General features: G+C 48.4%; 25 protein-coding genes. 5 read left to right on the top strand and 20 right to left on the bottom strand.

Translation table 11 applies throughout. The features are described 5' to 3' along the window. Positions 1 to 20 precede the first annotated feature (20 nt). Genes H608_RS0114430 through H608_RS0114415 form a run of 4 tightly spaced genes read right to left on the bottom strand, consistent with a single transcriptional unit; the run spans position 21 to position 3,296 of the window. Positions 21 to 725 carry a LytR/AlgR family response regulator transcription factor gene (locus H608_RS0114430; RefSeq protein WP_028788293.1) on the bottom strand — a complete coding sequence of 235 codons (705 nt, stop codon included), beginning with the start codon at positions 723 to 725 and terminating at the stop codon, positions 21 to 23. Further along, positions 718 to 1,935 carry a sensor histidine kinase gene (locus tag H608_RS23770; RefSeq protein ID WP_051268344.1) on the bottom strand — a complete coding sequence of 406 codons (1,218 nt, stop codon included), beginning with the start codon at positions 1,933 to 1,935 and terminating at the stop codon, positions 718 to 720. The genes H608_RS0114430 and H608_RS23770 overlap by 8 nt, the downstream gene beginning before the upstream one ends. Further along, positions 1,928 to 2,260, bottom strand: coding sequence for a DUF4907 domain-containing protein (locus H608_RS0114420; protein WP_028788292.1), 333 nt, complete (start codon positions 2,258 to 2,260; stop codon positions 1,928 to 1,930). Before H608_RS0114420 ends, H608_RS23770 begins: the two co-directional genes overlap by 8 nt. Further along, positions 2,253 to 3,296, bottom strand: a complete 1,044-nt coding sequence (locus H608_RS0114415; protein WP_028788291.1) for a Kelch repeat-containing protein — start codon at positions 3,294 to 3,296, stop codon at positions 2,253 to 2,255. The genes H608_RS0114420 and H608_RS0114415 overlap by 8 nt, the downstream gene beginning before the upstream one ends. 344 nt (positions 3,297 to 3,640) lie before the next feature. Between H608_RS0114415 and H608_RS0114410 the strand changes: the two genes are divergently transcribed. Beyond that, entirely contained in the window at positions 3,641 to 4,981 is a 1,341-nt protein-coding gene (locus tag H608_RS0114410) for a DUF4270 family protein (protein WP_162142885.1), read from the top strand. Positions 4,982 to 4,998: 17 nt separating this feature from the next. Then, complete coding sequence (gene bamG / locus H608_RS0114405; RefSeq protein ID WP_155990182.1) at positions 4,999 to 6,249, top strand: BamG family beta-barrel-assembly machinery protein; 1,251 nt, start codon at positions 4,999 to 5,001, stop codon at positions 6,247 to 6,249. Between the two features lie 139 nt (positions 6,250 to 6,388). Here the strand turns inward: bamG and H608_RS23765 are convergent, their stop codons facing one another. The 11 genes from H608_RS23765 to H608_RS0114350 all read right to left on the bottom strand — a co-directional run bounded on the left by H608_RS23765 (position 6,389) and on the right by H608_RS0114350 (position 16,087). Continuing rightward, on the bottom strand, positions 6,389 to 7,312 hold the full coding sequence (locus H608_RS23765) for a DUF6089 family protein (RefSeq protein WP_155990181.1): 924 nt from the start codon (positions 7,310 to 7,312) through the stop codon (positions 6,389 to 6,391). 118 nt (positions 7,313 to 7,430) lie between these two features. Then, on the bottom strand, positions 7,431 to 8,075 hold the full coding sequence (nth, locus tag H608_RS0114395) for an endonuclease III (protein ID WP_028788288.1): 645 nt from the start codon (positions 8,073 to 8,075) through the stop codon (positions 7,431 to 7,433). Positions 8,076 to 8,164: 89 nt separating this feature from the next. Beyond that, entirely contained in the window at positions 8,165 to 8,401 is a 237-nt protein-coding gene (locus H608_RS0114390) for a hypothetical protein (RefSeq protein ID WP_028788287.1), read from the bottom strand. 86 nt (positions 8,402 to 8,487) lie between these two features. After that, on the bottom strand, positions 8,488 to 8,796 hold the full coding sequence (locus tag H608_RS0114385; protein WP_028788286.1) for an FtsB family cell division protein: 309 nt from the start codon (positions 8,794 to 8,796) through the stop codon (positions 8,488 to 8,490). Positions 8,797 to 8,852: 56 nt separating this feature from the next. Next, complete coding sequence (eno, locus tag H608_RS0114380) at positions 8,853 to 10,142, bottom strand: phosphopyruvate hydratase (protein WP_028788285.1); 1,290 nt, start codon at positions 10,140 to 10,142, stop codon at positions 8,853 to 8,855. Between the two features lie 14 nt (positions 10,143 to 10,156). Continuing rightward, positions 10,157 to 11,110, bottom strand: a complete 954-nt coding sequence (gene gldA, locus H608_RS22485; protein ID WP_051268341.1) for a gliding motility-associated ABC transporter ATP-binding subunit GldA — start codon at positions 11,108 to 11,110, stop codon at positions 10,157 to 10,159. 90 nt (positions 11,111 to 11,200) lie between these two features. Beyond that, positions 11,201 to 11,836, bottom strand: coding sequence for a carbonic anhydrase (locus H608_RS0114370; RefSeq protein ID WP_028788284.1), 636 nt, complete (start codon positions 11,834 to 11,836; stop codon positions 11,201 to 11,203). A 165-nt stretch (positions 11,837 to 12,001) separates the two neighbouring features. After that, positions 12,002 to 13,651: a SulP family inorganic anion transporter gene (locus H608_RS22480; protein ID WP_071836958.1), complete on the bottom strand. Its 1,650-nt coding sequence runs from the start codon at positions 13,649 to 13,651 to the stop codon at positions 12,002 to 12,004. 159 nt (positions 13,652 to 13,810) lie between these two features. Beyond that, a complete protein-coding gene (locus H608_RS0114360; protein ID WP_028788283.1) occupies positions 13,811 to 14,203 on the bottom strand; it encodes a hypothetical protein in 393 nt (130 codons plus the stop codon). A 97-nt stretch (positions 14,204 to 14,300) separates the two neighbouring features. Beyond that, on the bottom strand, positions 14,301 to 14,546 hold the full coding sequence (locus H608_RS0114355) for a DUF6814 family protein (protein ID WP_028788282.1): 246 nt from the start codon (positions 14,544 to 14,546) through the stop codon (positions 14,301 to 14,303). Between the two features lie 20 nt (positions 14,547 to 14,566). Beyond that, positions 14,567 to 16,087 carry an MFS transporter gene (locus tag H608_RS0114350; protein WP_028788281.1) on the bottom strand — a complete coding sequence of 507 codons (1,521 nt, stop codon included), beginning with the start codon at positions 16,085 to 16,087 and terminating at the stop codon, positions 14,567 to 14,569. Positions 16,088 to 16,174: 87 nt separating this feature from the next. Here H608_RS0114350 and acs point away from each other — a divergent pair, with 87 nt between their 5' ends. The 3 genes from acs to H608_RS0114335 all read left to right on the top strand — a co-directional run bounded on the left by acs (position 16,175) and on the right by H608_RS0114335 (position 20,514). Next, on the top strand, positions 16,175 to 18,106 hold the full coding sequence (gene acs, locus H608_RS0114345; RefSeq protein WP_028788280.1) for an acetate--CoA ligase: 1,932 nt from the start codon (positions 16,175 to 16,177) through the stop codon (positions 18,104 to 18,106). Positions 18,107 to 18,166: 60 nt separating this feature from the next. After that, entirely contained in the window at positions 18,167 to 19,222 is a 1,056-nt protein-coding gene (locus H608_RS22475; RefSeq protein ID WP_051268340.1) for a C1 family peptidase, read from the top strand. A 311-nt stretch (positions 19,223 to 19,533) separates the two neighbouring features. Next, positions 19,534 to 20,514, top strand: a complete 981-nt coding sequence (locus tag H608_RS0114335; protein WP_028788279.1) for an alpha/beta hydrolase — start codon at positions 19,534 to 19,536, stop codon at positions 20,512 to 20,514. On the opposite strand, the gene H608_RS0114330 is transcribed toward H608_RS0114335, so the two are convergent. The 5 genes from H608_RS0114330 to H608_RS24425 all read right to left on the bottom strand — a co-directional run bounded on the left by H608_RS0114330 (position 20,515) and on the right by H608_RS24425 (position 24,182). After that, a complete protein-coding gene (locus tag H608_RS0114330; RefSeq protein ID WP_028788278.1) occupies positions 20,515 to 21,084 on the bottom strand; it encodes a L,D-transpeptidase family protein in 570 nt (189 codons plus the stop codon). It lies immediately after the preceding gene. 168 nt (positions 21,085 to 21,252) lie between these two features. Then, positions 21,253 to 22,110 carry an outer membrane beta-barrel protein gene (locus H608_RS0114325; protein WP_028788277.1) on the bottom strand — a complete coding sequence of 286 codons (858 nt, stop codon included), beginning with the start codon at positions 22,108 to 22,110 and terminating at the stop codon, positions 21,253 to 21,255. Between the two features lie 35 nt (positions 22,111 to 22,145). Beyond that, positions 22,146 to 23,252 (bottom strand): anti-sigma factor family protein, encoded by a 1,107-nt coding sequence (locus H608_RS0114320; protein WP_028788276.1) that lies wholly within the window; start codon positions 23,250 to 23,252, stop codon positions 22,146 to 22,148. 60 nt (positions 23,253 to 23,312) lie between these two features. Continuing rightward, entirely contained in the window at positions 23,313 to 23,798 is a 486-nt protein-coding gene (locus H608_RS0114315) for an RNA polymerase sigma factor (RefSeq protein WP_028788275.1), read from the bottom strand. 180 nt (positions 23,799 to 23,978) lie between these two features. Next, positions 23,979 to 24,182 carry a hypothetical protein gene (locus H608_RS24425; protein ID WP_155990180.1) on the bottom strand — a complete coding sequence of 68 codons (204 nt, stop codon included), beginning with the start codon at positions 24,180 to 24,182 and terminating at the stop codon, positions 23,979 to 23,981. Positions 24,183 to 24,219: the final 37 nt, after the last annotated feature.

Below are 24,219 nucleotides of genomic sequence, written 5' to 3'. Positions count from 1 at the left end.
TCAGCCGGAGTTTGTAGAGGTTATCGCGCGTGCTGTTCGATCAGTGCAAAAAATGTATCACGATAGTTATCGCTGACAGGTAATTCCTGCTGCTGTATGGTCACCGCTTTGCGCGAAGCAACCGTTACTTTTCTCATCGATACGATATAGGAACGATGAATGCGGACGAAAGCATGTTTGTCCAGCATATCCTCAAAGTATTTCAGGTTGTGCAGGATCAGCAATGGGTTGGACGCACTCGTCAAATGCACTTTCGTATAGTCTTTGTATCCTTCGAGATAAAGAATGTCGTCGAAGAATATCTTATGCATCTTGTGTGCTACATTGATAAAGAAGAAATCCTTTTCTGCCATTACGGGACGGTTCTTATTCTCCATCAGGTCGCGTACACGGTTACAGGCTGTGATAAATTTTTCAAATGAAATAGGTTTCAGCAGATAGTCGAGTGCTTTCAGCTCAAATCCGTTGATGGCATATTCGCTGTAGGCGGTGGTGAAGATCACTTCCGGTTTGTGCGAAAGTGAACGATAAAAGTCAATGCCGGTAATGTCCGGCATTTTTATATCGAGAAAAAGAAGATCGATCTGAGCTGATTCAAGCAGGTTGAGCGCCTGCAACGGCTCTTCAAATTTGCCTGCCAGACGCAGGTAAGGTGTTTTCTGCACGTAGTCCTCCATCAGTTGAAGGGCAAGCGGCTCATCATCGATGATCACACAGTTAAGCATGGTATAGTTTCAGTTTTAGGTGAACAATATGCTGGTCGTTCTCACGCTCTGTCATCAATTCATATCGTTCGGGATAAACCAGTTCCAGCCTGCGTTTCACATTCCGGAGGCCGAGCCCGCCGGGAGCAAAACTATCTTTTTCGATCACCGGGTTCACAACGGTAAGCGTTAATGTTTCTTCAAAAATGTGTATTTGTATATCGATGGCGGATGCATGGGTATAGCTGATGCCGTGTTTGAAAGCGTTCTCGATAAAACTAATCAGCAACATAGGCGCGATCTTTTTACCGGTCATATCGCCGGTCACCGAGTAGTCAAGCTGTATCTTGCTCGACAACCGTAAACGCTGCAACTCAATGTAGTTGTTGATGTAGCGTATATCGCGGTCAAGGTCAACCTGGTCTTCTGCCGAATCATACAAGGCATAGCGCAGCAGTTCCGACAGTTTAAGGATCGATGATTCGGTGTCTTCCGAACGGGCATGTGCCTGCGAATAAATGCTGTTCAGCGTATTAAAAAGAAAATGCGGATTGATCTGCGATTTCAGGAAGTTTACTTCTGCATTCAGGTGTGCGTTCTCCAGGCTCTTTTTTTCATTTTGATTTCTGAGGAATGAATAAGCGAGGCGTATCATTCCACCCAATAACAAAAGAAAGATGCAGGTAGAAGCAGTCCGGCTTACCGAAAAGAAAACAAAGGATTGTGGAATGCCCAACACCATGTGTTCATCGAATGGCCGCGCAGGCGTGACGCTGGTGAACAGGCTATCCCCCCGGTCGATCCTGATGCGGAACACAGGTGCCGGCTCCTGTAACGGCTTTGATTTTATCGACAGCATTCTGGTACCGCTTACCGGATAAAGACCACTGAGCTTCGAACGGATGAACATATCAGCCACACTGATTATTATTACCGACAGCAGTACCAATAACAGATAGACCGTAATCTTTCTTCTTTCAAAAAAGCGCGGAAGGAAATAATAATAGTTCAGGTAAAAGAAAGCGATCGGAAGAATCTTGGTAATGAGTTCCCTTCGCCATACCGGTTCTCCGTCGAAGCGCACAGGATAAAATAGCAATGGCAGCCAGAGAAACAACGCCCAGGCAACCGCATGCACGAGTAAGATGAAAACCAATTGCCCGATGCTGCGCGCTCTCTGGAAGCCAAAGAGCACGAGCAAAAAGCGGTTGATGGGAAGTTGCTCATTCATGTCGGGATGCTGTTATTAGTTGTCTTACTTCATCCGCCGATAAAGTCGGGTATTCTTTTTTGCGGAGTTTGCTTACTACGCGTGAGGCGGCCGCTTCCGCCTGTTCTTTATTGGCAAAGCCGGCGTTCACAGGCAGTGCGGGAATCACATCCTGGTGGATCAGCAGACTGTCATTTATCCGTATATCATAACCCCAGCCCTTATCCGTTGCAAACACCGAGGAAGTAAATACTGGTTGCACTTTTTTGCGCGGCAATAACCACCACATGCATCCCGCAATCAGCACACTGATCAGCAGTATCGTTTTTACGCCGGGCTTAGTCATTGTCTACCTGTTCATCGTTGGGCAGGAATTCAAAAATATTATCCATCAGCAGGCTGCCGCTGCGGCCCGTGCCCACAAAGCCGCGGTTCTGCAGGGTGAAGGCAATGGCGCCTGTGCGGCCGGTGCCTTCAAATGCGGTTTTCTCCGCCCAGCGGTCACTCGAAGGATCGTAGCGCCAGGTGGTGGAATTGATAGCGCCTGTGCCGCTTTCACCCGTTGCCAGGTACACAAAGTTATCGATCACGAATGTAACACCATTCTGACGGGCGATGGTGCCGTAATCGTCATCGAAGGAGTCGTCGGTAGCGTTGTAGATATCATTTTTCTTGGTCCACTGGTTTTCTGTTTCGTTGTAGGCCCAGAGGTCGGTCTGCGTTTCGCCGTTGTTGTTGCCTCCGCAGATATAAGCCGTATTGTTGACAACGAAAGCCATGGCTGCCGAGCGTTTGGAACCGCCCACACTTGCTTTCTGTTCCCACGAACCCTGGCCGCCGTTGCCGGAGGGATCGAACTGCCACAGGTCCTTGAGATAATTACCGTCGTTACCGCAGCCAACGTAGGCTTTTCCATTCAATACAAATGCCACTGCATCATACCGTGCGGTGCCGGCAAAAGCAGTTTTCTGTGTCCATTGATTGGCCGCCTGGTCGTATTCCCAGAAATCAGTGAGACGTGCAGATCCGCTGTAGCCTGTACCTACATAGCCTTTGTTGCCGATGGAGAAAGCCACGGCAGAACTTCTTGCCGCACCGGGAAGATCGGCTTTCTGTGTCCAATAACGTCTGGCCAGGTTGTACTCCATGATGTCTTTGAAACGTTCGGAGTTGCTGGAGCCTGCGCCTGTACCTGCATAAGCGTAATCGCCGATGGTAAAAGAAATGGCTTCACTGCGGGCATCTCTTTCAAAGTCATCTCCTTTTTTCCAGTTGCCAATCAGGTCATCGTCCGAACTGGTGTCGCGCGTACAACCCTGCGACAATACTACCGAACCGGTGATCAGTAAAGAACCGATAAGATAAGCGTGTACTTTTTTCATCATTCTCTGGTTTTGTAAGGAGCGGGCCGACCGTCCTTTCGTGGATAATTAATAGCCGGAGCCGGCAGGCATCACGGACTTCAAGCGGATAAAAGTATTGGCGGTGAGGCGGAAGATTCTCTTAAAATAGATGAATTGCCTTAATGAATAGATAGAACTGACGGAAGACTCTATCAGCAGGACAATGCTGAAAAAAAGCGCTTTCAAAAAGGTTGCAGGCGCTTATCGGTGGTGAAGCGTCTTTCGCCGATTTATCCGTGGCATTAATAGAGTATAACAAATTACCGGCAGGCGGGCGGGATATATTGCGCGGGCATTTTAACAAACGATAAACTATGGTTCCCATGCGTCTGCAAGCTTTTATTCCCTGCATGATACTCGGTCTTTCCCTCTGGCTGCTCTCCTGCACCCGCAAGGATATAGAGTTCGGTACCACACCGGATAACCCTTATACTTCCATTGAATATATCGATAGCACAACGGTACAGTTGTCGACGGTGATGACCGATTCGTTTTCAACAAGTGGCACCAGTTACTTCCTGCTGGGTCGTTACCGCGATGCCTATCTTGGTCTGATTAAGGCAAGGCCATTTTTTCAATTGGCCGTTCCCGCTTCTCTGCCGGAGATTCCTTCTTCGGCCATCTTTGATTCACTCACCCTGGTGTTGCGTCCCAATGATTATTACTATGGAGATTCAACGCGCTCCATCACTATTCGTGCTGATGAGTTGTCGCGGCCGATGACATTGAGCTATAACAATAAACTATACAATACGAGTGACGTGCCGGTGAAAGCCGTTTCGCTGGGTAGCAGTACGGTCCGCATCAATCCGGTGCAGATGGATTCGGTGGTCGTGCGTTTACAGGATGCAAAGGGGCAGGAACTCTTTACCAAACTGCGCGATCATGCCACGGAGTTGAGCTCGCAGGAAAACTTCCTGGGTTATCTGTACGGTCTTGCATTGGATGTAAGTGCGGCTGACGAATCTTTTGTAGTTGGATTGAATGCAGTACAAAGCACCCTCAGCCTGCGCGTGCATTATCATACCACGGTGCCGTATCCATCGCCCGCTTATGTAGACTTTGGCGTGCTCAACAACACGTATACTTTCAATCAGCTCATAGCGGACCGTTCGGGTACGGGATTGCTGAGTACGGGAAATAATTTAACGGAGATTGCGGCGTCGCTTACCGGCGGGCGCGTATTTGAGCAGGCGGGTACCGGGTTAACTATAAAAATGACATTTCCTTATTTGAAAAACCTGCTTGCCGGAAAGAGTTATGTAAGGCTGGCAAAAGCAGAATTGATTGTCCGCCCTTATCCGCAATCATTTGTGCAGGGTATATCATCCCTGCCCAATCAATTGTACATGACGCAAACCGATGCTTCCAATTTATCGTCGGGTTCGGTACTGGATTCTATTGGTTCGGACATCCTTTATGCCGATCCCATGCTCGACCTTGTATACGGGGAAAATAATTACTACCGGTTTAACGTAACGGCTTATATCAGTGCGTTGCTTAGCTCGGGGGGAAGCCAGGATAATGGTTTCATGTTGATGCACAATGCATCGGCACCGCTGAATATCTCGCGGTTGATCGTGGGGGCCGGCGGTTCACTGCCGGACGCACAGCGATGCCGGTTGCGCCTCACGCTGATCACTGTCAATACATCCACTAACTGATCTGTAAATCTCTCTTTATGCAGCAACGTGTTACGCTATTACTATGCCTGTTCTTTTTTGCTACTGCAATTGTGCGTGCGCAGAACATGAACAGTCCCTATTCCATCTACGGCATCGGTGATATCGATCATCGCAGTTATAATCGTACAGCGGGTCTTGCAGGTACGGGAATTGCCACGCGATCATCTATTTATCTCGTTGATAACAATCCCGCGGCCATAACAGGACTTACACGCAGTTTTTATACAATAGATGCGGCTATGGCCGCGCGTACGGTTACCTATTCCGGCACGCCGGTCAGTATCGATAACAGCAAGAACAAAGATTTCTGGATCAAACGTCTTTCACTGGCTGTTAAAGTAAATGGTTTCTGGGCTACGAGTGCCGGTTTCAGCCAATTCAGTAATGTGAACTATACATTTACCGGAGAAAAAGGAATAATAGGCGACAACACAACTTACCAGACGCGTTATGAAGGTGACGGTGGTCTGAATGAATATTACTGGACCAATGCAGTGTCGTTGGGGAAACATTTTTCGGTTGGCTTACGATCGGCTATTGTAGCCGGCGGGTTCAATAAAACGGAGATCGTGAGTGATGCGGGGCTGGGCTCGTCGGTCAGCACACAAGTGCAGGAATATTTCGGGCGTCCGCGCTTCCAGGCCGGTGCGCAATACTATACGGCTTTGGGAAAAAAATGGGCACTCAATCTTGGCGGGCGTTATACTCCCGGAGTGAACTTGCCGTCGGAACGGACATTGACAGTAACAGAGGGAACAACGACACTGGTGGATGCAAAAACGCTGGAGCAGGGAAATTTCCGTTTGCCGAAAAGTTATGCAGCCGGTATATCGTTAACGCACAATCGCAAAACGACCTACTTGGTGGATTATACCTATGATGACTGGTCTTCGTTGCAGATAAAGAAACAGGGATGGCAAATGGTCAGCAGCAGCCGCTTATCAGGCGGCGTGGAATTTTCCCGGAAAAAAAATGTATGGAACCAGGAGATAGAGCACCGTTTCTTTCAACTTGGAGGTTTCTATAATCAGTCTTATCTGCAGATCCGCAATCAACCGATCAGGGAGTATGGTTTTACGGCGGGTATGGGAGGTATATTAAGCAAAGGTTTGTTGTATTCCGTTTCGCTGGAAGGTGGTGTGCGCGGCACGCAGCAGGCTAACCTTATCAAGGAAAATTATTTTCAGCTCAATTTTAGTTTTTCGTACAGGGATTTTTTGCAGAGCAGGGGGAGGAAGTACGATTGACGTGAATGGTGAATGGTGAATGGGTGAATCGTCAATCGTCAATCGTGAATTGTCAATCGTGAATGCCTTGGTTCGTGTATACACGAACCAAGATCGTTGGCGCTGGCAATAACCGGCTGTTTACTTCCTACTTACTACCTTACCGCGGTTCGTTGCGCAATACAAAACCAAACTTCAACTGAATGGTGAAATAAGAATCTTTGTCTTTGGAATCTCCGCGCTGATCGCCGGGGCCGCCGGTTTGGTAGCCGGATCCGGGAAGATTGCGGTTATGCATCTGCTCTGCGATGGAAGCAAGATTGGGAGGCAGGTTCAGGTAAAAAGCATTCGGGTCAATATACGTAGTGCTTACGTCATCCAGGTAGTCGGTGAAAAGAAAGCGGTGTACCACTTCCAGGCGTGTATAAATAGAGGGTGTCAGTTCATAACGGAGACCGACGCCCACCGGGATATTGATCTGGCTGAGTTTATAAGGCTTGCGGTCGGGGTATTGCGCAAAGCCCTGTCCCTCGGTGCGCAACGGCTGAAGGTCATACCATTTGCCGTTGAGCTGGGCCTGCGGGTTGAAAGCGAAATAACCAACGCCTGCAACAAGATAAGGGGAGAAAAAAGGTGCTTCGTCTTCTGAATACATTTTGAAGAATAACGGATGTATTTCGAATGAAAGTTGCACGTCGGTGATGCGGCTTCTGAAACTGAGATTGCGTTCGTATCGGCCAAAAGTGCTTTTGCCATCTTTTTTCAGAATGCTGTCATAGGCCTGCACCGATCCGAAAGTGCCTTCGAGCCGTACGCCAATGGCTTCCCTGTAAGTAGCCAGGGCATAGAGGCCAAAACTCGGGCGTGTATTTTTGAGATTGAAATCTTTGACGAAGTTTTTACCAATGCCTTTGTTACCACCGAGGTCGGTAAAAGCATTCATGGCGCCTACGGAGCCGCCAAGCTCGAACGTAAAGTCCTGGCCGTAGTAGCGGTCATTCAGGAAATAGTATTGGGCATGTGCACTCCTGGTTGACAACAGGGCGCAGAAGATCATAACGGGTAAAAAAGCGCGTTTCAACATCAGCATAGTTTAGACTTCTACAATAAAGGAGGAGTGCGGATCGGGGCGGTTTTCAGGGGAGATTGGAAGGTTGCGAAGATCAGTTTTAAATGTAATAAACAAACGGCTTTACGGAAAATTAATTGTAGGATTTCTGGAAAAAGAGGCAGGCCTGTTGCAGGCCGCATTCGGGGCATTTAGGGGCGCGGGCCACGCAGATATAGCGGCCATGAAGGATCAGCCAATGATGTGCTTTGTGGATAAGTTCGCTGGGAATATGCCGGATCAGTTCTTTTTCAACGGCCAGCGGGGTGGTGGCCTTCTGGGTTACCAGGCCAATGCGTTTGCTTACGCGGAACACGTGGGTGTCTACGGCCATATTGGGCTGCTGGTCGATCACCGAAGTGATCACGTTGGCGGTTTTACGGCCCACGCCCGGTAGTTTGATCAGCTCTTCCACCGTCATCGGGATTTCACCTGCAAAGTCATCCTTCACCATATTGGCCATGCCGATAAGGTGTTTGGTTTTGTTGTTGGGATATGAAATGCTGCGGATCAGGGGAAATAACTCGTCGAACGTGGCATGACTGAGTGCGTCGATATCAGGGTATTGCTGAAAAATAGCGGGCGTGGTCATGTTTACCCGTTTGTCCGTGCACTGGGCTGAGAGGATGACTGCCACGAGCAATTGGTAGGGATTGTCGTAAACCAGTTCTGTTTCGGCATCGGGAGCATGTTCCTGGAAATAATCCAGTACAAAATCATAGCGTTCTTTGCGGGTCATAAGAATTCAAAAGTAAAAATTCAAAATTCAAAAGTGCATGAAAAATCGCGCAACCTTTTTTGACTTTTGACTTTTTATTTTTGAATTAGTCAGTGTGTACTGACAGCAGAAATTTGCTTATTCGCGTAGCGAAGAATATTCAGAACAACCTCGGTGCGTGGCGATTCGTGGATCCTGGAAAGACGTTCGCGGGCAGATTTCAGCACGTTCATCTTTTCATTCAGTGTCCAGTCTCGCTCGAGTGCCTGCTCGATCTGTTCCTGCTGACGGGGGGAAACTTCTTTGTAGAGATACAGTAAAAGATCCTCAGGAGTAAAATTGTCCATTGGCAAACCAGTTAAAATCCTTTTGAAATAGTGATTCGTCCGGGTTTAAAACGACAAAGCGCAGTCCTTATTGTGCGTGTTGCTATTTAGTTACTTTTTTCTCCGTTGCTCTCTTCGATGACGAAAAGATCTTCGTTGTCGCGCTTCATCAGGTATTTTTCCCGGCTGAGCTTCTCTAAGGTATAAGGTTTATTATCAGAACGTTGGAGGTTCAACTGCCGGATTTCTTCCTGAAAATAATCGCGGCTTTTTTCCAGGGCATGCAATTCTTTGCGGCGTTCCAGTTGGGTAAAGAAGTCGTTCTTATCCAGGAACAGCATGATCACGGCAAAAACGGCAATAGCCAGAAAATATTTATTTCTGAGCCAGGCCGGAATATGACGAAACAGACGCATACCAGGTGTTTAAAAAAGAGGCGGCAGTGGTTTAAAGACTGCCGCCTTTATATAAGTTATTTACCAAATTTAATCTTTCCTTTCGGATAAACAGCGCTGGCACCCAGCAATTCTTCGATACGGATGAGCTGGTTGTACTTGGCGATGCGGTCGGTACGGCTGGCAGAGCCCGTCTTGATCTGACCACAGTTCAACGCTACCGCCAGGTCGGCGATGGTCGTGTCTTCCGTTTCACCACTGCGGTGGCTCATGATGGTGTTGTAACCATTGTGTTGTGCCAGTGTTACCGCGTTGATGGTTTCGGTAATGGTACCGATCTGGTTTACTTTCACCAGGAGGGCATTGGCTGTTTTGGTGTCGATACCCTGCTGGATACGTGTTACGTTGGTTACGAACAGGTCGTCGCCTACCAACTGGCATTTGGAACCGATCGCGTTGGTCAGGTTTTTCCAGCCGGCCCAATCGTCTTCGGCCATACCATCTTCGATAGAGGCGATAGGATATTGCTTTACCCATTTTTCCCAGAACTTAACCAGCTCGTCGCTGCTCAGTTGTTTGCCGCTGCTCTTGTGGAATACATATTTTTTCTTTTTGGCATCCCAAAGTTCGGTGTTGGCTGCATCCATGGCGATCACGATCTGTGAACCGGCTTTGTAGCCCGAAGCCTGGATAGCTTCCATCACGGTATCGATCGCTTCTTCGTTGGATTGAATATTAGGGGCGAAACCGCCTTCATCACCCACGTTGGTGCTGAAGCCTTTTTTCTTCAATACAGTTTTGAGCGAGTGGAATATCTCCACACCCCAGCGAAGGCCTTCACTGAAGGAGGGCGCGCCCACGGGCATGATCATGAATTCCTGGAAGTCGATCTTGTTATCCGCATGAGCTCCACCGTTGAGGATGTTCATCATCGGAATGGGCAGGGTTTTGGCGTTAGTACCGCCAATATAGCGGAACAGTGGAAGATTTGCTTCTTCAGCCGCTGCTTTTGCCACGGCCATACTTACCGCGAGCATGGAATTGGCGCCGAGTTTTCCTTTATTTTCTGTGCCATCGAGTTCGATCATCAGTTGGTCGATACCCGTCTGATCAGCTACATCATAACCCAACAGCAACGGAGCGATGGTGCTGTTTACATTCTTTACCGCTTTCAGTACGCCTTTGCCTACATATTTTTTCTTGTCGTTGTCACGCAGTTCAACAGCTTCGTGCGCGCCGGTGCTGGCTCCGCTGGGTACTGCGGCACGCCCGAGGGCACCTTCATCGGTGATCACGTCTACTTCTACTGTCGGATTGCCACGGCTGTCAAGGATCTGTCTGGCGAAAATTTCGGAAATGTAACTCATGGTTATTATTTAATTTATTGTTGTTCGTTCACGGAAGGTTGTTCCGTTGGCGCAGCGGGTTGCGCTGCCGTGAGTGAACGGAATATGTCTTCCAGGCGATGTTCTTCGCTTTGCAAAGAAACGATGTTGAGATTATGTTCCAATGCAACCTTCAGGATTTGTTTGCGCACATTATCTGCATCTGCTGTCAGTAATTTATACTGCGCACCGGTTTGTACTTCTATGGACGTAACCGCCGCGATATTTTCTAACAATTGTTTGTTGACGGCTGTATCGAATTTTACAACCACGGCTTGTTGTCCGCCGCGCTTTTGCTGCAGGTTGCTGAGTGCGTCGTCGGCTACCAGTGTACCCAGGTTGATGATGATCACGCGGTCGCAGATGGCTTCCACTTCCTGCAGGATGTGGGAGGAGAAGAGGACTGTTTTGTCCTGTCCCTGTCTGCGGATTACTTCGCGTATTTCTATGATCTGGTTGGGATCGAGGCCGCTCGTCGGCTCGTCCAGTATCAGTACCTCGGGGTCATGGATGAGTGCGGCAGCAAGGCCCACTCGTTGCTTGTATCCTTTGGAAAGCTGACCGATCTTTTTATGTGCTTCGCGGTTAAGTCCCACAACGTCGATGGCGCGCTCTACAGCCTTTGCCCTTTCGGGTAACTGATGCGTATCAGCAATGAAAGACAGGTATTCCCTTACATACATGTCGTAGTAGAGGGCGTTGGATTCGGGGAGGTAACCGATTTTCTTTTTGGCGTCCAGCGGGTTGGTGGTGACGTCGATACCACAGACGAATGCCTGACCGCCGGTGGGCGGTATGTATCCTGTCAGGATCTTCATGGTTGTGGATTTACCGGCTCCGTTGGGGCCCAGGAAACCGACAATTTCACCTTTGGCTACGCGGAACGAAATGTTGTTGACCGCTTTCTGCCCTTCATAATCCTTGACCAGGTTGTTTATTTCAATGGACATACTGCAAACCTACGCTATTTACGAAATAAAAAAAGCCGGTAGATAGAGATCCACCGGCACAGTTGAAACACACAAACTGCTGGTCAACTTTTAGAGGTTTTCATATTCATACAGAGCATCGATAGAGGCTCCGGGGGCTATATCAAAAACGGGGTTGATGACGCCATCTTTCAGACCGTATACCCAGCCATGAATATGGGGGCGTTGCTCGCTGGCCCATGTACGCTGAATGATAGAGGTCTTGGCAAGGTTGATCACCTGCTCTTTTACGTTGAGCTCCGTGAGGCGGTCGGCACGCTGATCGATGTTTTCGATGGCATCCAGTTCTTCGCGGTGCAGACGGTATACATCTTTAATGTTGCGCAGCCACATATTCAATACAGGACGGAAGTCTGTTTTGGTCATGGAAGCACGCACACCGCCGCAACCATAGTGACCGCAAACGATGATATGTTTTACTTTCAGGTGTCCTACTGCATAAGAAAGAACGCTCAGCAGGTTAACGTCTGTGTTCACCACCAGGTTGGCGATGTTGCGGTGAACGAAGATTTCGCCGGGCTGTGTGCCGGTTACTTCATTGGCGGGTACACGGCTGTCGCTGCAACCGATCCACAGAAACTCGGGTGTCTGCGTTTGGGAGAGCCGCTTAAAAAAATCGGGATCGTCTTCTACTTTTTCGTTTGCCCATGCTTTGTTGTTCAGTAACAATTTTTCGTAAGAGTTCATATAACGCGCTTTTTTTTGTGAGTTGTCAATAGTGAATCGTCAATAGTCAATAGTGAATGGTGAATCGTGAATGGTGATCCCGAAATTTCGGGAGTCAATCGTCAATGGACTTTCCTGATTGCATCATTACTTAATACCTATAACTTATTACTTAAAACTTATAACCTAATTCTTCGACGGGGCCGGAACATCCGCTTTCACCGATACCGATTTATCGTGATTGCGTACAGGTCCGCCGCTTGTTCCGTTTTTGTGATCAACTATTTTTTCATTGAATCCCTGATCCCGGAGATTGCTTTTTTTTAGCTCGACATGGATGTCCTTCAGCGGTGCTGCAATCATGAAATCTTCGATGGTTTCAATTACATCACGGTCGATAAAGTCGGCACGTGATGCATCAATGATCACCGATGATCCTTCAGGCACTTCTTCCAGCTTACGTTTGATGATCGCTTTGTTCAGGAACGACACGTCTTTACGCAAACGGAACAGGTATTTGTTGTTGTCATTTACCACAAATACAGCCGAACGGAAATTGCTGCGGAACGAGAAGAATAAACCTACACCGATACCAATGATCACACCTTTCAGCAGATCGGTTGCCAGGATCGCTATAATCGTTATTACAAACGGCAGGAACTGATCCCATCCCTTTTTATAAAAGGACTTGAACAGCGAAGGTTTTGCCAGTTTATAACCGGTGAAGATCAATACCGCCGCCAGTGCCGCTTTCGGAATCATGTTGAGCACGAATGGCAGAAACGCCACACTCACCAGCAACAACACGCCATGCAGGATGGCCGACATTTTTGTTTTGGCACCGGAATTAACGTTGGCCGATGAACGTACGATCACACTGGTAACCGGCAAACCACCGATCAGGCCTGATACGAGGTTGCCAAGTCCCTGCGCTTTCAATTCGCGGTTGGTTGGTGTTACACGCTGATACGGATCCAGATCGTCTACCGCCTCGATACTCAACAGGCTTTCCAGGCTTGCCACCAGTGCAAGCGTTACCGCGATCGTCAATACATTGTAATCGAAAATCCGGCTCCAGTCCGGTGTATTGAAGAACGAGAGAAACTCATTTGGTGAATTGGCGATAGGAATTTTTACCAGGTGATCACCAACGAGTGCACTTGCCGGCTGTGAACTCTGGAAATAATAGTTGATGCCTACAGCTATCAATACCACCAGCAGCGGCGCCGGTACAGCTTTGATAAACCCTTTTTGTTTGGCCACTATTTTTTCCCACACAAAATGAAACGCCAGACACACCCCGCCGATCAGGAATGCCACGGGAGTAATGTGTGCGAAAGCATTGATGAAGTTGGAAAAGATATTTCCCTTCTCCGGGATCACGCCTTCGTCTGTTTCGAAATGGGAATCATCACCGAGCAGGTGAGGAACCTGGTTGAGGATCAGGATAAGACCGATCGCGGCCAGCATGCCTTTGATCACACCATTGGGTACATAATCACCGATAACACCGGCTTTCAGAAAACCAAGAATGATCTGTAACACACCCGCCAGCACCACCGCCAGCAGAAATGCTTCGAACGATTGCAATGTTGCGATAGCAGCGGCTACGATAACGGTAAGACCAGCAGCAGGGCCACTCACACTGAGGTGCGACTTACTGGCGAAACCCACTACGATACCTCCCACGATACCTGCAATAAGCCCGCTGAAGGGACTGGCATTCGAGGCCAGTGCCACACCCAGACACAAGGGAAGGGCTACCAGGAATACCACAATGGACGAGGGAATATCGCTGGATAAACTTTTGAAATAATTTGCACGAGGTGCAGCCATAAACGTTGCTATTTACGAGTGATGAATAAAACCTGTCTTATCAGCCAGCCGCATGATCCATTCGGGTCATGTCAGTACAAGCCGGGTTCGTAGTAAAAAATGTAAGGAAACAGTAAAGAAATCAGATCAGATCAGCTGACGCGATTGCGCAGCAGTAGCTTATGCCTGATTGGGAGGAGGACACAACAGTTCACCATGAAAAGCTTCATAAGTAGCTTCATGCGCATGAATGGCGGGAACATTTACTTCAGAAAAATGACGGGTGAAATCCTGATGGAAGGCATGCAGGTATTCCTCGGTCAATGTATTGACACCGCCGCAGGGTTTTTCCTCGGTAGTGTTGGCGAAAGGATTATTGTCGGAAGTAGAAGATGCGGGCGCATCATCGTTGCTTTCGCCGCCAGACAGGGACACCATTGATTTGGATGCGCCGGCTTCCTGCTGGGCCCGGTATACAAACGGAATGCTCACCGTCAGCCAGATAAGTGCCAGCAGCATCAGAATGCTGGAAGCCTTATTGATCAGCGTGTATGGTGAGGTGTGCGTTTGCATATACCGTGTAAAGATAACTTATAACAACCAATAGGCCGTTTGGTTTACAAAAAAATTACATAAACAACACATTTACAAGTGCCGCTATAAATTTTAACTAAATTTCTGATGAGCTTTCCGGCAGATGGTCGTATTCACCGCGCAGCGCATACCATCCGAAGATCATCAGCCCCAGCGCAATGGGCGTAAATATGGCAATAATGATGATCCATACCACCGGGCTGTTAATGTCTTTCGTGCCTTTGGGATCGATATGTTCAACAGCGCCCTGTACCAGGAAAAATATCACCGCCGGTCCGGCAATCAGCCACAGCACACCCAGCGCTTTTTTCAATGCATTCATGTTAGTCAGTTGTTTACAGGTTAATCTTCTACGTTTTTATCGATACGGTTGTTCAGGTAAATGACGCCAATCACCAGGCAGAGGGCTGCCACCCCGATCGGATACCATAGTCCTACCAGCGGATCGCCGGGAAAACTTGTGGTCAGCAACAATCCGATAAAGGGCACCAGGCCGCCAAATACGCCGTTGCCGATGTGATAAGGCAGCGACATCGACGTATACCTGATTTTGGTGGGAAAGATTTCAACGAGAAATGCCGCGATCGGACCATACACCATCGTTACATATAATATGAGCAGGAATACAAGCCCCGCAAATTTCCAGTACTGCGAAGAAGATAAATGTTTTTCCGCTACGATTACCGGGCCTGCAGCTTTTACCGCGCCGCCCGTATCCAGTGTATCACGCTGCACTTCGCGGAAGCCGCTGCCATCCGCTAACGAATAAACGGTTGTATGTGTGCGGATGCGTTCGCCCGTTGAGGTTTCAGTATATTCTTCAGTGATGCCGCTGATCTTTGCCTCCGCATTTTTGGTGATCGCTTGTGTGGTTTCCAGGAAGTAACCAAAGATCGGGCGATAGGTAAGAATGCCTAATAACATACCCAGCATCATGATCCATTTACGTCCGATCTTGTCGCTGAGCCATCCGAAGAACAGGAAGAAAGGTGTGGCAAAGGCTATGGCCCACAACATTACGGTGCGGCTTTGCTCAAATTCGAGCGTACATTTTGTTTCGAGAAAACTCTGCGCGTAGAATTGTCCCGTATACCACACAACACCCTGGCCCATCACCGCACCAAACAATGCGAGCAGTACCATTTTGAAATTGGCTTTGTTGCGGAAACTTTCACGCAAAGGATTCGCGGATGTTTTGCCTTCCGATTTGAGTTTGGCAAACAACGGCGACTCATGCATTTTCATACGGATATAGATAGATACTACTACCAGCAGGATGGAGAACCAGAAAGGATAACGCCACCCGCCCCATTCTGTATTGAACTGCTCATCGGGCATATTCATTTTCACCAGCATGATCACGCCCAGCGCCACGAACAAACCGAGTGTGGCGGTGGTTTGTATCCAACTGGTAAAAAAGCCGCGGCGATGGGTGGGCGCATGTTCCGCCACATAGGTTGCGGCCCCGCCATACTCACCACCGAGTGCCAGTCCCTGCAGCAATCGCAGCAGCAATACCAGCAACGGCGCGGCAATACCGATACTTTTATAACCCGGTACAAGACCTATAAGAAAAGTAGAACCGCCCATCAATACGAGCGTAAGGAGGAACGTATACTTGCGTCCGATAAGATCACCGAGACGTCCGAATACCAATGCGCCAAACGGACGAACAATAAAACCTGCGGCGAAGATGGCCAGTGTACTCAGGAGCGCTGCCGTTGTATTTCCTTCCGGGAAAAATTGTACGCTGATGGTTTTGGCCAGCATACCAAAGATGTAGAAGTCGTACCATTCGATCATGGTGCCCACCGACGAAGCGCCAATCACTTTGCAAATGGAAGAAGCAGTATCGTTTTTCATTCGCTTAAAATACGTAATTGATTTTTATCACCGTTCAAAAAAATTTGTCTTCGTACATTTAAGCCTCAAAAAAAATCAGATTGTCGTATGTCATATCCCTACCAGATAAAATCTTTCGAACAATACCAGGAGGCATATAAGCAGAGCGTAAACGATCCCGGAAAATTCTGGGGTGATATTGCAGAACATTTTACCTGGAGAAAAAAGTGGGACAAGGTCCTCGATTGGAATTTTACCCAACCCAAAATTGAATGGTTTGCAGGCGGCAAACTGAACATCACGGAGAACTGTCTCGACCGTCATCTTGCCACGCTCAGTGATAAGCCAGCCATCATCTGGGAGTCAAATAATCCGGAGGAAAAAACACGGATCGTGACCTACGAGCGGCTCCACAAGCGGGTTTGCCAGTTTGCACAGGTGTTGAAGAACAACGGTGTAAAGAAAGGAGACCGCGTGTGTATTTATATGGGAATGATTCCCGAACTCGCGTATGCCGTACTTGCCTGCGCGCGTATCGGTGCCATACACAGTGTGATCTTCGGTGGCTTTTCTGCACAAAGCATTGCCGACAGACTGGACGACGCAAAAGCGGAATTTATCGTTACCTGCGACGGCGCCTACCGCGGCGGAAAAGACATTCCGCTGAAATCGGTGATCGACGATGCACTGATCGGAAATAAAGTAGTGAAGCGTGTGATCGTTTATACCAGAACACGTACACCCGTTAGTATGTTGAAGGGCCGCGATGTATGGTGGGAAGATGAAATGACCAAAGTAACCGACACCTTGCCGGTTGAAGAATTTGGCAAGGCGGAAGAAATGGATGCGGAAGATCCGTTGTTCGTTTTATATACATCGGGCAGCACCGGCAAACCAAAAGGTGTGGTGCATACCTGCGCCGGTTATATGGTGTGGACCAACTACACATTCGTAAACGTATTTCAATATCAACCGGGGCAGGTACATTTCTGTACTGCCGATATCGGTTGGATCACCGGACATAGTTATATTATATATGGACCACTCAGTGCAGGCGCTACTTCGCTGATGTTTGAAGGCATACCCACCTGGCCCGACGCCGGAAGATTCTGGGACATTGTACAGAAATACAAAGTGAACATTTTGTATACGGCACCGACAGCTATCCGCAGCCTGATGGGCTTTGGTGAAGAACCGCTTCAGGGAAAAGACCTGTCGTCCCTGCAGGTGCTCGGCACGGTAGGCGAGCCGATCAATGAAGAAGCCTGGCATTGGTACGATGAACACATCGGAAAAAAGAACTGCCCGGTTGTGGATACCTGGTGGCAAACGGAAACCGGCGGTGTATTGATTTCCAACCTGGCGGGCGTTACGCCGGCCAAACCATCATGGGCTACTTTGCCCTTGCCGGGTGTTCAACCAGTATTGGTGGATGAAAAAGGGCAGGAGGTTACGGAGAAAGATGAAGACGGTTATTACAAAGGAAACCTTTGCCTCAAAGCACCCTGGCCCGGCATACTCCGCACTACCTACGGCGATCATGAACGTTGCCGCACCAACTATTTTGCTACTTATGAAAATTTGTATTTCACCGGCGATGGTGCATTACGCGATGAACAGGGATTCTATCGCATCACCGGCCGCGTGGATGATGTATTGAATGTAAGCGGGCACCGCATTGGTACGGCCGAAGTAGAAAATGCGATCAACATGCACGCAGGTGTGGTGGAAAGCGCGGTGGTGGGCTATCCGCATGATATCAAAGGGCAGGGTATATATGCCTATGTAATCTACAGCGGTAAACCAGATGTGGACGACCTGGCGAAGAAAGACATACTCGCAACGGTATCGCGCATTATCGGTCCTATTGCCAAACCGGATAAAGTGCAGTTTGTAAGCGGATTACCTAAAACGAGAAGCGGAAAAATTATGCGTCGCATTTTGCGTAAGATTGCCGAAGGAGAAACCGGCAGCCTGGGAGATACGTCTACCCTGCTGGATCCGGCAGTGGTGGAGGAGATCAGGAACGGACGACTATAAAATACCCGCCAGATGGTAGGAGGTAACTATATTAAAACGGTTTATTTGCGAAAACATCGCATGAACCGTTTTTTTATTTTCCTGTGTCTTGTATTGGGCTTATGTGCCAATGCCCAGCAACCGGACATTGCAAAGCTCGGGCTGAAGCCACCGGCCACGCCGGCCTGTACACCCGTACGCGATCAGTCAATGTCGGGCACCTGCTGGAGCTTTGCCAGCAACTCATTGCTCGAAGCAGAGCTGCTTCGCAAAGGACAGGCAGCAGAAGATTTAAGCGAAATGTTTACTGCGCGCTATTCTTATATAAGAAAAGTATACCGGTATCTTGAAACAAAAGGCCAGGTTTATTTTACGCCGGGAGGTCAGTTTCATGATGTGCTGTATGTGCTCCGCAACTACGGGATGGTGCCGGACGAAGCATATTCCGGATTGACGGACAACAGAAAATCGCATGATCACGCAGAGCTGGATACATTGATGAGCCGGTTTGTACAAACCATGCTTGCAGACGGAAAAACAAAACCAGCAGAGGAGGATATAAAGACCATCGATCAATGGCTCGATCGATATCTTGGTGAGGTGCCTTCTACTTTTTCTTATAAGGGCAAAATATACACGCCGCAAAGTTATGCAGCTTCCCTGGCCATTAAACCGGATGATTATATAGAGATCACTTCCTACACGCATCATCCCTTTTATACAAACTTTGTATTGGAAGACAAATACAACTGGACCGGCGATAGTTATTATAATGTGCCTGTCGAAGACCTGATAAAAATTACACAGACTGCTTTAAAGAAGGGATTTACCGTCGGATGGGATGGTGATGTAACCGAACCAACATTCCGTTTCCAGGATGGCCTTGCCTATCTCTGGCAAACACCGGCCAACCTGCAGCAAACCAGACAGAGGACATTTAAAAGCGGAGAGACCACCATCGATCACCTGATGCATATCGTGGGCATCACGACAGACAACAAGGGTAAAACCTGGTATTATGTGAAAAATTCCTGGGGCACCGGCAATCCGGCTGATGGGTATATGTATATGCGGGAGGAGTATTTCAATGTGAAAACGGTGGCGGTAATTGTGGCGAAGGAGGCAATCGGTGAATAGTGAATCGTCAATCGTGAATCGTCAATCGTGAATCGTCAATAAAACAGCCAACGTTGGTGTATGCGCAAAGCCAAGGGGTGGTGATTCCTAAGGGCATGAACATTCTTTTCACCCCGGTGCGTGTTTTCACGCACCGGAACCGGGTTTTGTAATACGCGGCACTCCGCTCTTGTTGGTTCGTGGAGACACGAACCAAGGGGGGAAACTTATTACTTACCACCTGTCGTTCTCCCTCCGCCTTAAACCTTATACCTTTCGCCGTTCCACTTAAAACACTACATTTGCCGTCACTGGTACGCTACCAGTATCTTATGAAACCAGAAAAAAAGCCACGTAAAATTCCTGCACTGGTCCGCTGGATAGGATGGGTACTGTTGGTACAGTTTATCCTGATCAATGTTTGTGCGGCCATTTATGCTTACCGGTTTACTTGTTTCCGGGAAGCAAGCGCAAGGCCTGCCGACGATAAGGCACCTTCTCATTTTTTTGCCAAAACCTGGCATTTATTCACCGGTCCTGCTTCTTATAAAGTTGCTTTTAATCCTGCTGATACGCCTGTTGTCAGGCATCAATCTTTCACCTTGCACACCTCTTCGGGCATTCCGATTGAAGGATGGTGGTTGAAGCAGGATTCTGCCAAAGGCACCATGCTGCTGTTTCATGGACTGGCCGGCAGCCGCCAGCGGTGTCTGGCCGAAGCCATCGCGTTTTACAACATGGGCTATCAGGTGCTGCTGATCGATTTTCGTGCACATGGAGAAAGCGGAGGGGCTGTTACCACCTACGGTGCCCGCGAAACGGAAGAAGTGCATTTGTTATATGAATATGCGCGCGCACAGCAGTTGAACAATATTTCTTTCTGGGGAATTTCGATGGGTGCCAGTACCGTGCTCAAGGCGATGCATGATTATCCGGATATGCAGCCTAAGGTGATTATTGCCGATGCGCCCTTCAATCGTTTACAAGATCATCTCAAAGGGCGTGCGCGGGCCGTCGGGTTTCCCGAGCAACCTTTTGCCTGGCTGGTCACCGGTTGGATGAGTGTTGAGAGAGGTTTCAATGCTTTTGGCTATGCTACGGAGAACTATACTGCGGCCATCAAATGCCCGGTGCTACTGCAATGGGGTTCGCTGGATGCACTGGTTACGGAAAAGGAAGTAAGGGCTGTGTATGAAAAAATTGGTTCATCACGTAAGAAATGGATGGTGTATGAAAACCTGGGGCATACTTCTTTCCTGCGTGAAGATCCGGCGCTGTGGCACCGAACGATCAATGACTTCCTGAATCAGTGATTATTTGCGGATGGTAACTGTGGTACCCGGACCGGTATAGCCATAAAGTTCCGTCACTTCTGAATTTTTCATTGAAATACAACCGAGCGTCCAGTTTTTGAACCGGTCGATTACAAAATCTTCGTGCGGCCATACGCCGTGAATGCCGATGCTGCCGCCGATACGTGCATTGGCGGGAATCTGCCCTCTTTCCTTGCGCTGTTTGAATTTCTCATAGCTTTCCTGTGTCGGATAATCGAGCGCCAGGAAACGGCACCATTTCTCATGTACACGCTTGCTGACTATTTTGAACTTGCCTTCAGGCGTGTTTTTATCGCCTTCCATCTTTTTATCTTCCAGGCTGTTGTTGCCGAATACTACCGGATAAGTAGCATACCATCCTTTTTCATCATACACAGTAAGCTCATAATCTGACTTATCGATAACGATAGACACGGAGCCTACAGGCCCGGCAAGGTGGTCTGTGCGCTTAACGGATCGCTCGAGGCGGACCGGTTCTGATGCAGGGCGGTCGGCAATCAGGCTGACCGTGCCCAGCAATAGGGAAGAAACGAGGGCAAAATTTTTCATAGCTGCGTAATAGGATAGAAAACGGGTGAGCAGTCGGTTTTATTTTTGATGTGGATATATTTTAACGATCGTTTTACAAGACGGCCAATCAGCAAAAATGATGCAAATGAAAAATCCCGCCAGGGTAAACCGGCGGGATGTGGATAATAAGTTGAGCAGCTACGTAGTTTACCAGTTGCTGATCCGGAATCCTACGGTGTAAGGGGTGATGTCCAGCCCTCTTTTGTACATGCTCTTGAATGCATAAGAGCCGTAGAGTTTCAGGAATCCGAGTGATAATTCACCTACATAAGACAGTTTCCAGCGTTCCAGGTCGAAATCGTCTTTTGCTTTACGCTTTCCTTCATCAGATGTAACAGTCTTGTTGCGTGCGCTGTACAGGAAGCCTGCGCTTACACCGGCGCTCAAGCCAAATGCACGCTGACGGTTAGGAGTGAAATTGAAGTTCAGCATCAGGGGAACAGTCAGGTAATCCGCAGCCAGTTTGTTTTTGCTGTAGTGACGGTTGCCAAGGGCTACTTCAGGATCCAGTGTTACGATCGGAGGATTCGTCAGGTTAGCATCGGGCTTGTCATCATAGCGGATAGGTGCTTTATAACGGTAGTTGTTGAGTTCCAGTCCTACACCATATTTCAGGTTCACATAATGCTTGATCAGGTTCACTTTCTGTGTTACGATCCAGATATTAACGTTGATCGACTTGCCGTTTTTCAGATCGAAATAGTTTTCGTTGCTGCCGGGAGCATAAGCTTGTGCTTCTGCGCTTCCGTAGTTGGTGTTATCAACGTAGTTGGCGATACCAAGGTCGATAATGCCCCAGTTGGTACTGATATTGGAAGGCTTGTAGGTTTTACGTGTCTTGTAGTGAAAGCTACGTTGTTTGTTGTCCTTGTTTCCGGAACGGATGATCACCATTCCACCAACTCTGATCGTATCACCTTCGTTTTGTGTACCAGTTGAATCTACCTGGGCAAAACCAGTCATCACTGTGCATAATGCTATGCACATAGCAATTATTCTTTTCATCGAAACTTCTTTTTAAAGGGGTAAAAATAATAGTATTACATCTTGATAGCAAAACCTGCAATCAGTAACTGGTCCTGACCATCTGTTACGTCGATGTTGGTTTTCTTTTCAAAGTTCCGGGTGACTTTCCGGAAAAATCCGCGGAACTTATTCTTTTTGCCACCATTCTCACTTGCGTCTGCTATCAATGCTTCATCAGCGGGGTTACTTATTTGTGACGGTTGATTAGATGCAAATGTTACAGGGCTGATGTTTTTTTCCAGCTTTTTGTTGTCATTGCCGGCAATGCTTTCGTTGCCACGAATGATAGGCGTTACATCATCAAGTTTGATAGCCGGACGGGGCAAGGCATTTGTTTGGTTATTGACCAGATCCTGCTGTTGTGCAGCATTGTTGTTGTCAACACCGGGTGTTGGTTGTTGTACCGGGTTGGTCACCTGGCGTTGCTGCTGAATGCCTGATGCATATTGTACCGGCTGTTGCTGACTCGGAACCGCTTTCAGTTCTGAAGGTGCTGCCTGATCGTTGCTGTCGTTTGATTCCTTGATCAGCACCGGTCCGTTGGTGTTGCTGCGTTGGCCGCCGGTTTGAACCTGGCCGCCATTTGCCAGCGTATTGGCATTGCTGTTGCCCGTTGTTTCGTCGGACGAACGCATGTATTGTACCGTGGTGGCACCGATCGCGAGCAGCAGTACGGCTGCAGCGGCGATGCGGACACGGCGCATGAATACCACACGTGTGGAATGTTCTTTTCTGTAAAGAGAAGCCTTGTCCGGAAATACAATGGATGTATCGGCCTGAAGGCGGGTTTGCTGAAGCGTTTCCCAGTCGCGACGCGCAACAGGATTGCTTTTCATGATCTCTTCGAGTTGCAGGCGGCCGTTGGTATCCAGTTCGCCGTCCATTTCGAGCAGCATCCATTCTTCCCATACGGGCGTTTCAGGTGCTTTCAGGAGAGAAGCTTTATCGGCAAAGACCACTTCCTCCTCAGGAAGTTTTGTCTGCAGGAAAAGCTGAAGTTCAGCCTGCAGATCAGGATTCTCCTGCACGAATTGCTCCACCGCCATGCGTTCTGCCGGCGACAGTTCATTATCCGTGTAGAGGATAAAATATTCTTCGTAATTGTCTCTGTTGATGCTCATAGTTGCTTGCTTGTTTCCGGCAGATGCCTTACCGGTTTGTTTTGCATACCTTTTTTTTTCTTAAATCACATTTTCAATCTTCACCAGGTATTCTTTTAACTGAACCCGGGCGCGATGGAGGTAAACTTTCACCTGGCTTTCGCTCAGGCCCATTATTTTGCCTATTTCATCATAACTGTACCCTTCGTAATCCTTCAGTAAAACCAGTGAACGCTGCGTTTCGCTCAAACGGGCCAGCGCCTCTTCCAGTACCTTTTTCAGGTTGCTGGCCGGGCGGTCCTGCACTTTCGCTCCTTCACTGAATTCGTCCTGCAGTTTGATCCGCTTTACTTTACGGATATGGTCGATCATCTGGTGATAAGCTACTGTAAACAAATAAGATTTGCTTTTAGCCGCTTCTACTTCCGCTCTGTTGCGCCACATTTTCTCAAAAGCCGTTTGTACCACATCCCTTGCGTCCTCTTCATGGCGAAGATTCTTCAGGATGAAACGGTACACGTTATCCGAGTAAGTTGTTACGCATTCATTGTATTCCCTTTCTGTCATAAATTCAGCCGGTGTGTGGCAACCTCGTTGCCGGGTTTAAAGGTAGTACGTTTACAGCGCCACATTGTTACAGTTAATCCGCTTTTTTCTTCTGAAAATCATGGGTTTTTTCCCGTCCGGACATGAAAAACCCGGCGCAAGCCGGGTAATCTATTGGTTAATAGTCTCTTGTCGAATATATTAAAAGCCAAGCGCCGAATAGATCGGATTGGAAATCGCCTGCCAGATTCCCTTCTCGATCGGGCGAGCCGCTGCATTCGGATCGGGTTGCAGACTTTCAGTGGCAGCCGCCACATCCGGGCCGTCAGAAAAATGCAGCAGACAGAAAACCGCCACCAGGGCCAGCGCAAGCATTGTCAACCGGAAAATCACATTCTTTTTCATAATTGGTGTGGTTTTGAGAGTTAGACGCCTGCCGGCA

This window comes from Terrimonas ferruginea DSM 30193 (genome assembly GCF_000425585.1).
Taxonomy (GTDB): Bacteria; Bacteroidota; Bacteroidia; order Chitinophagales; family Chitinophagaceae; genus Terrimonas; species Terrimonas ferruginea.
The sequence above is the reverse complement of the archived record's forward strand: the minus strand, read 5'-3'. Positions and strand labels throughout refer to the sequence as shown.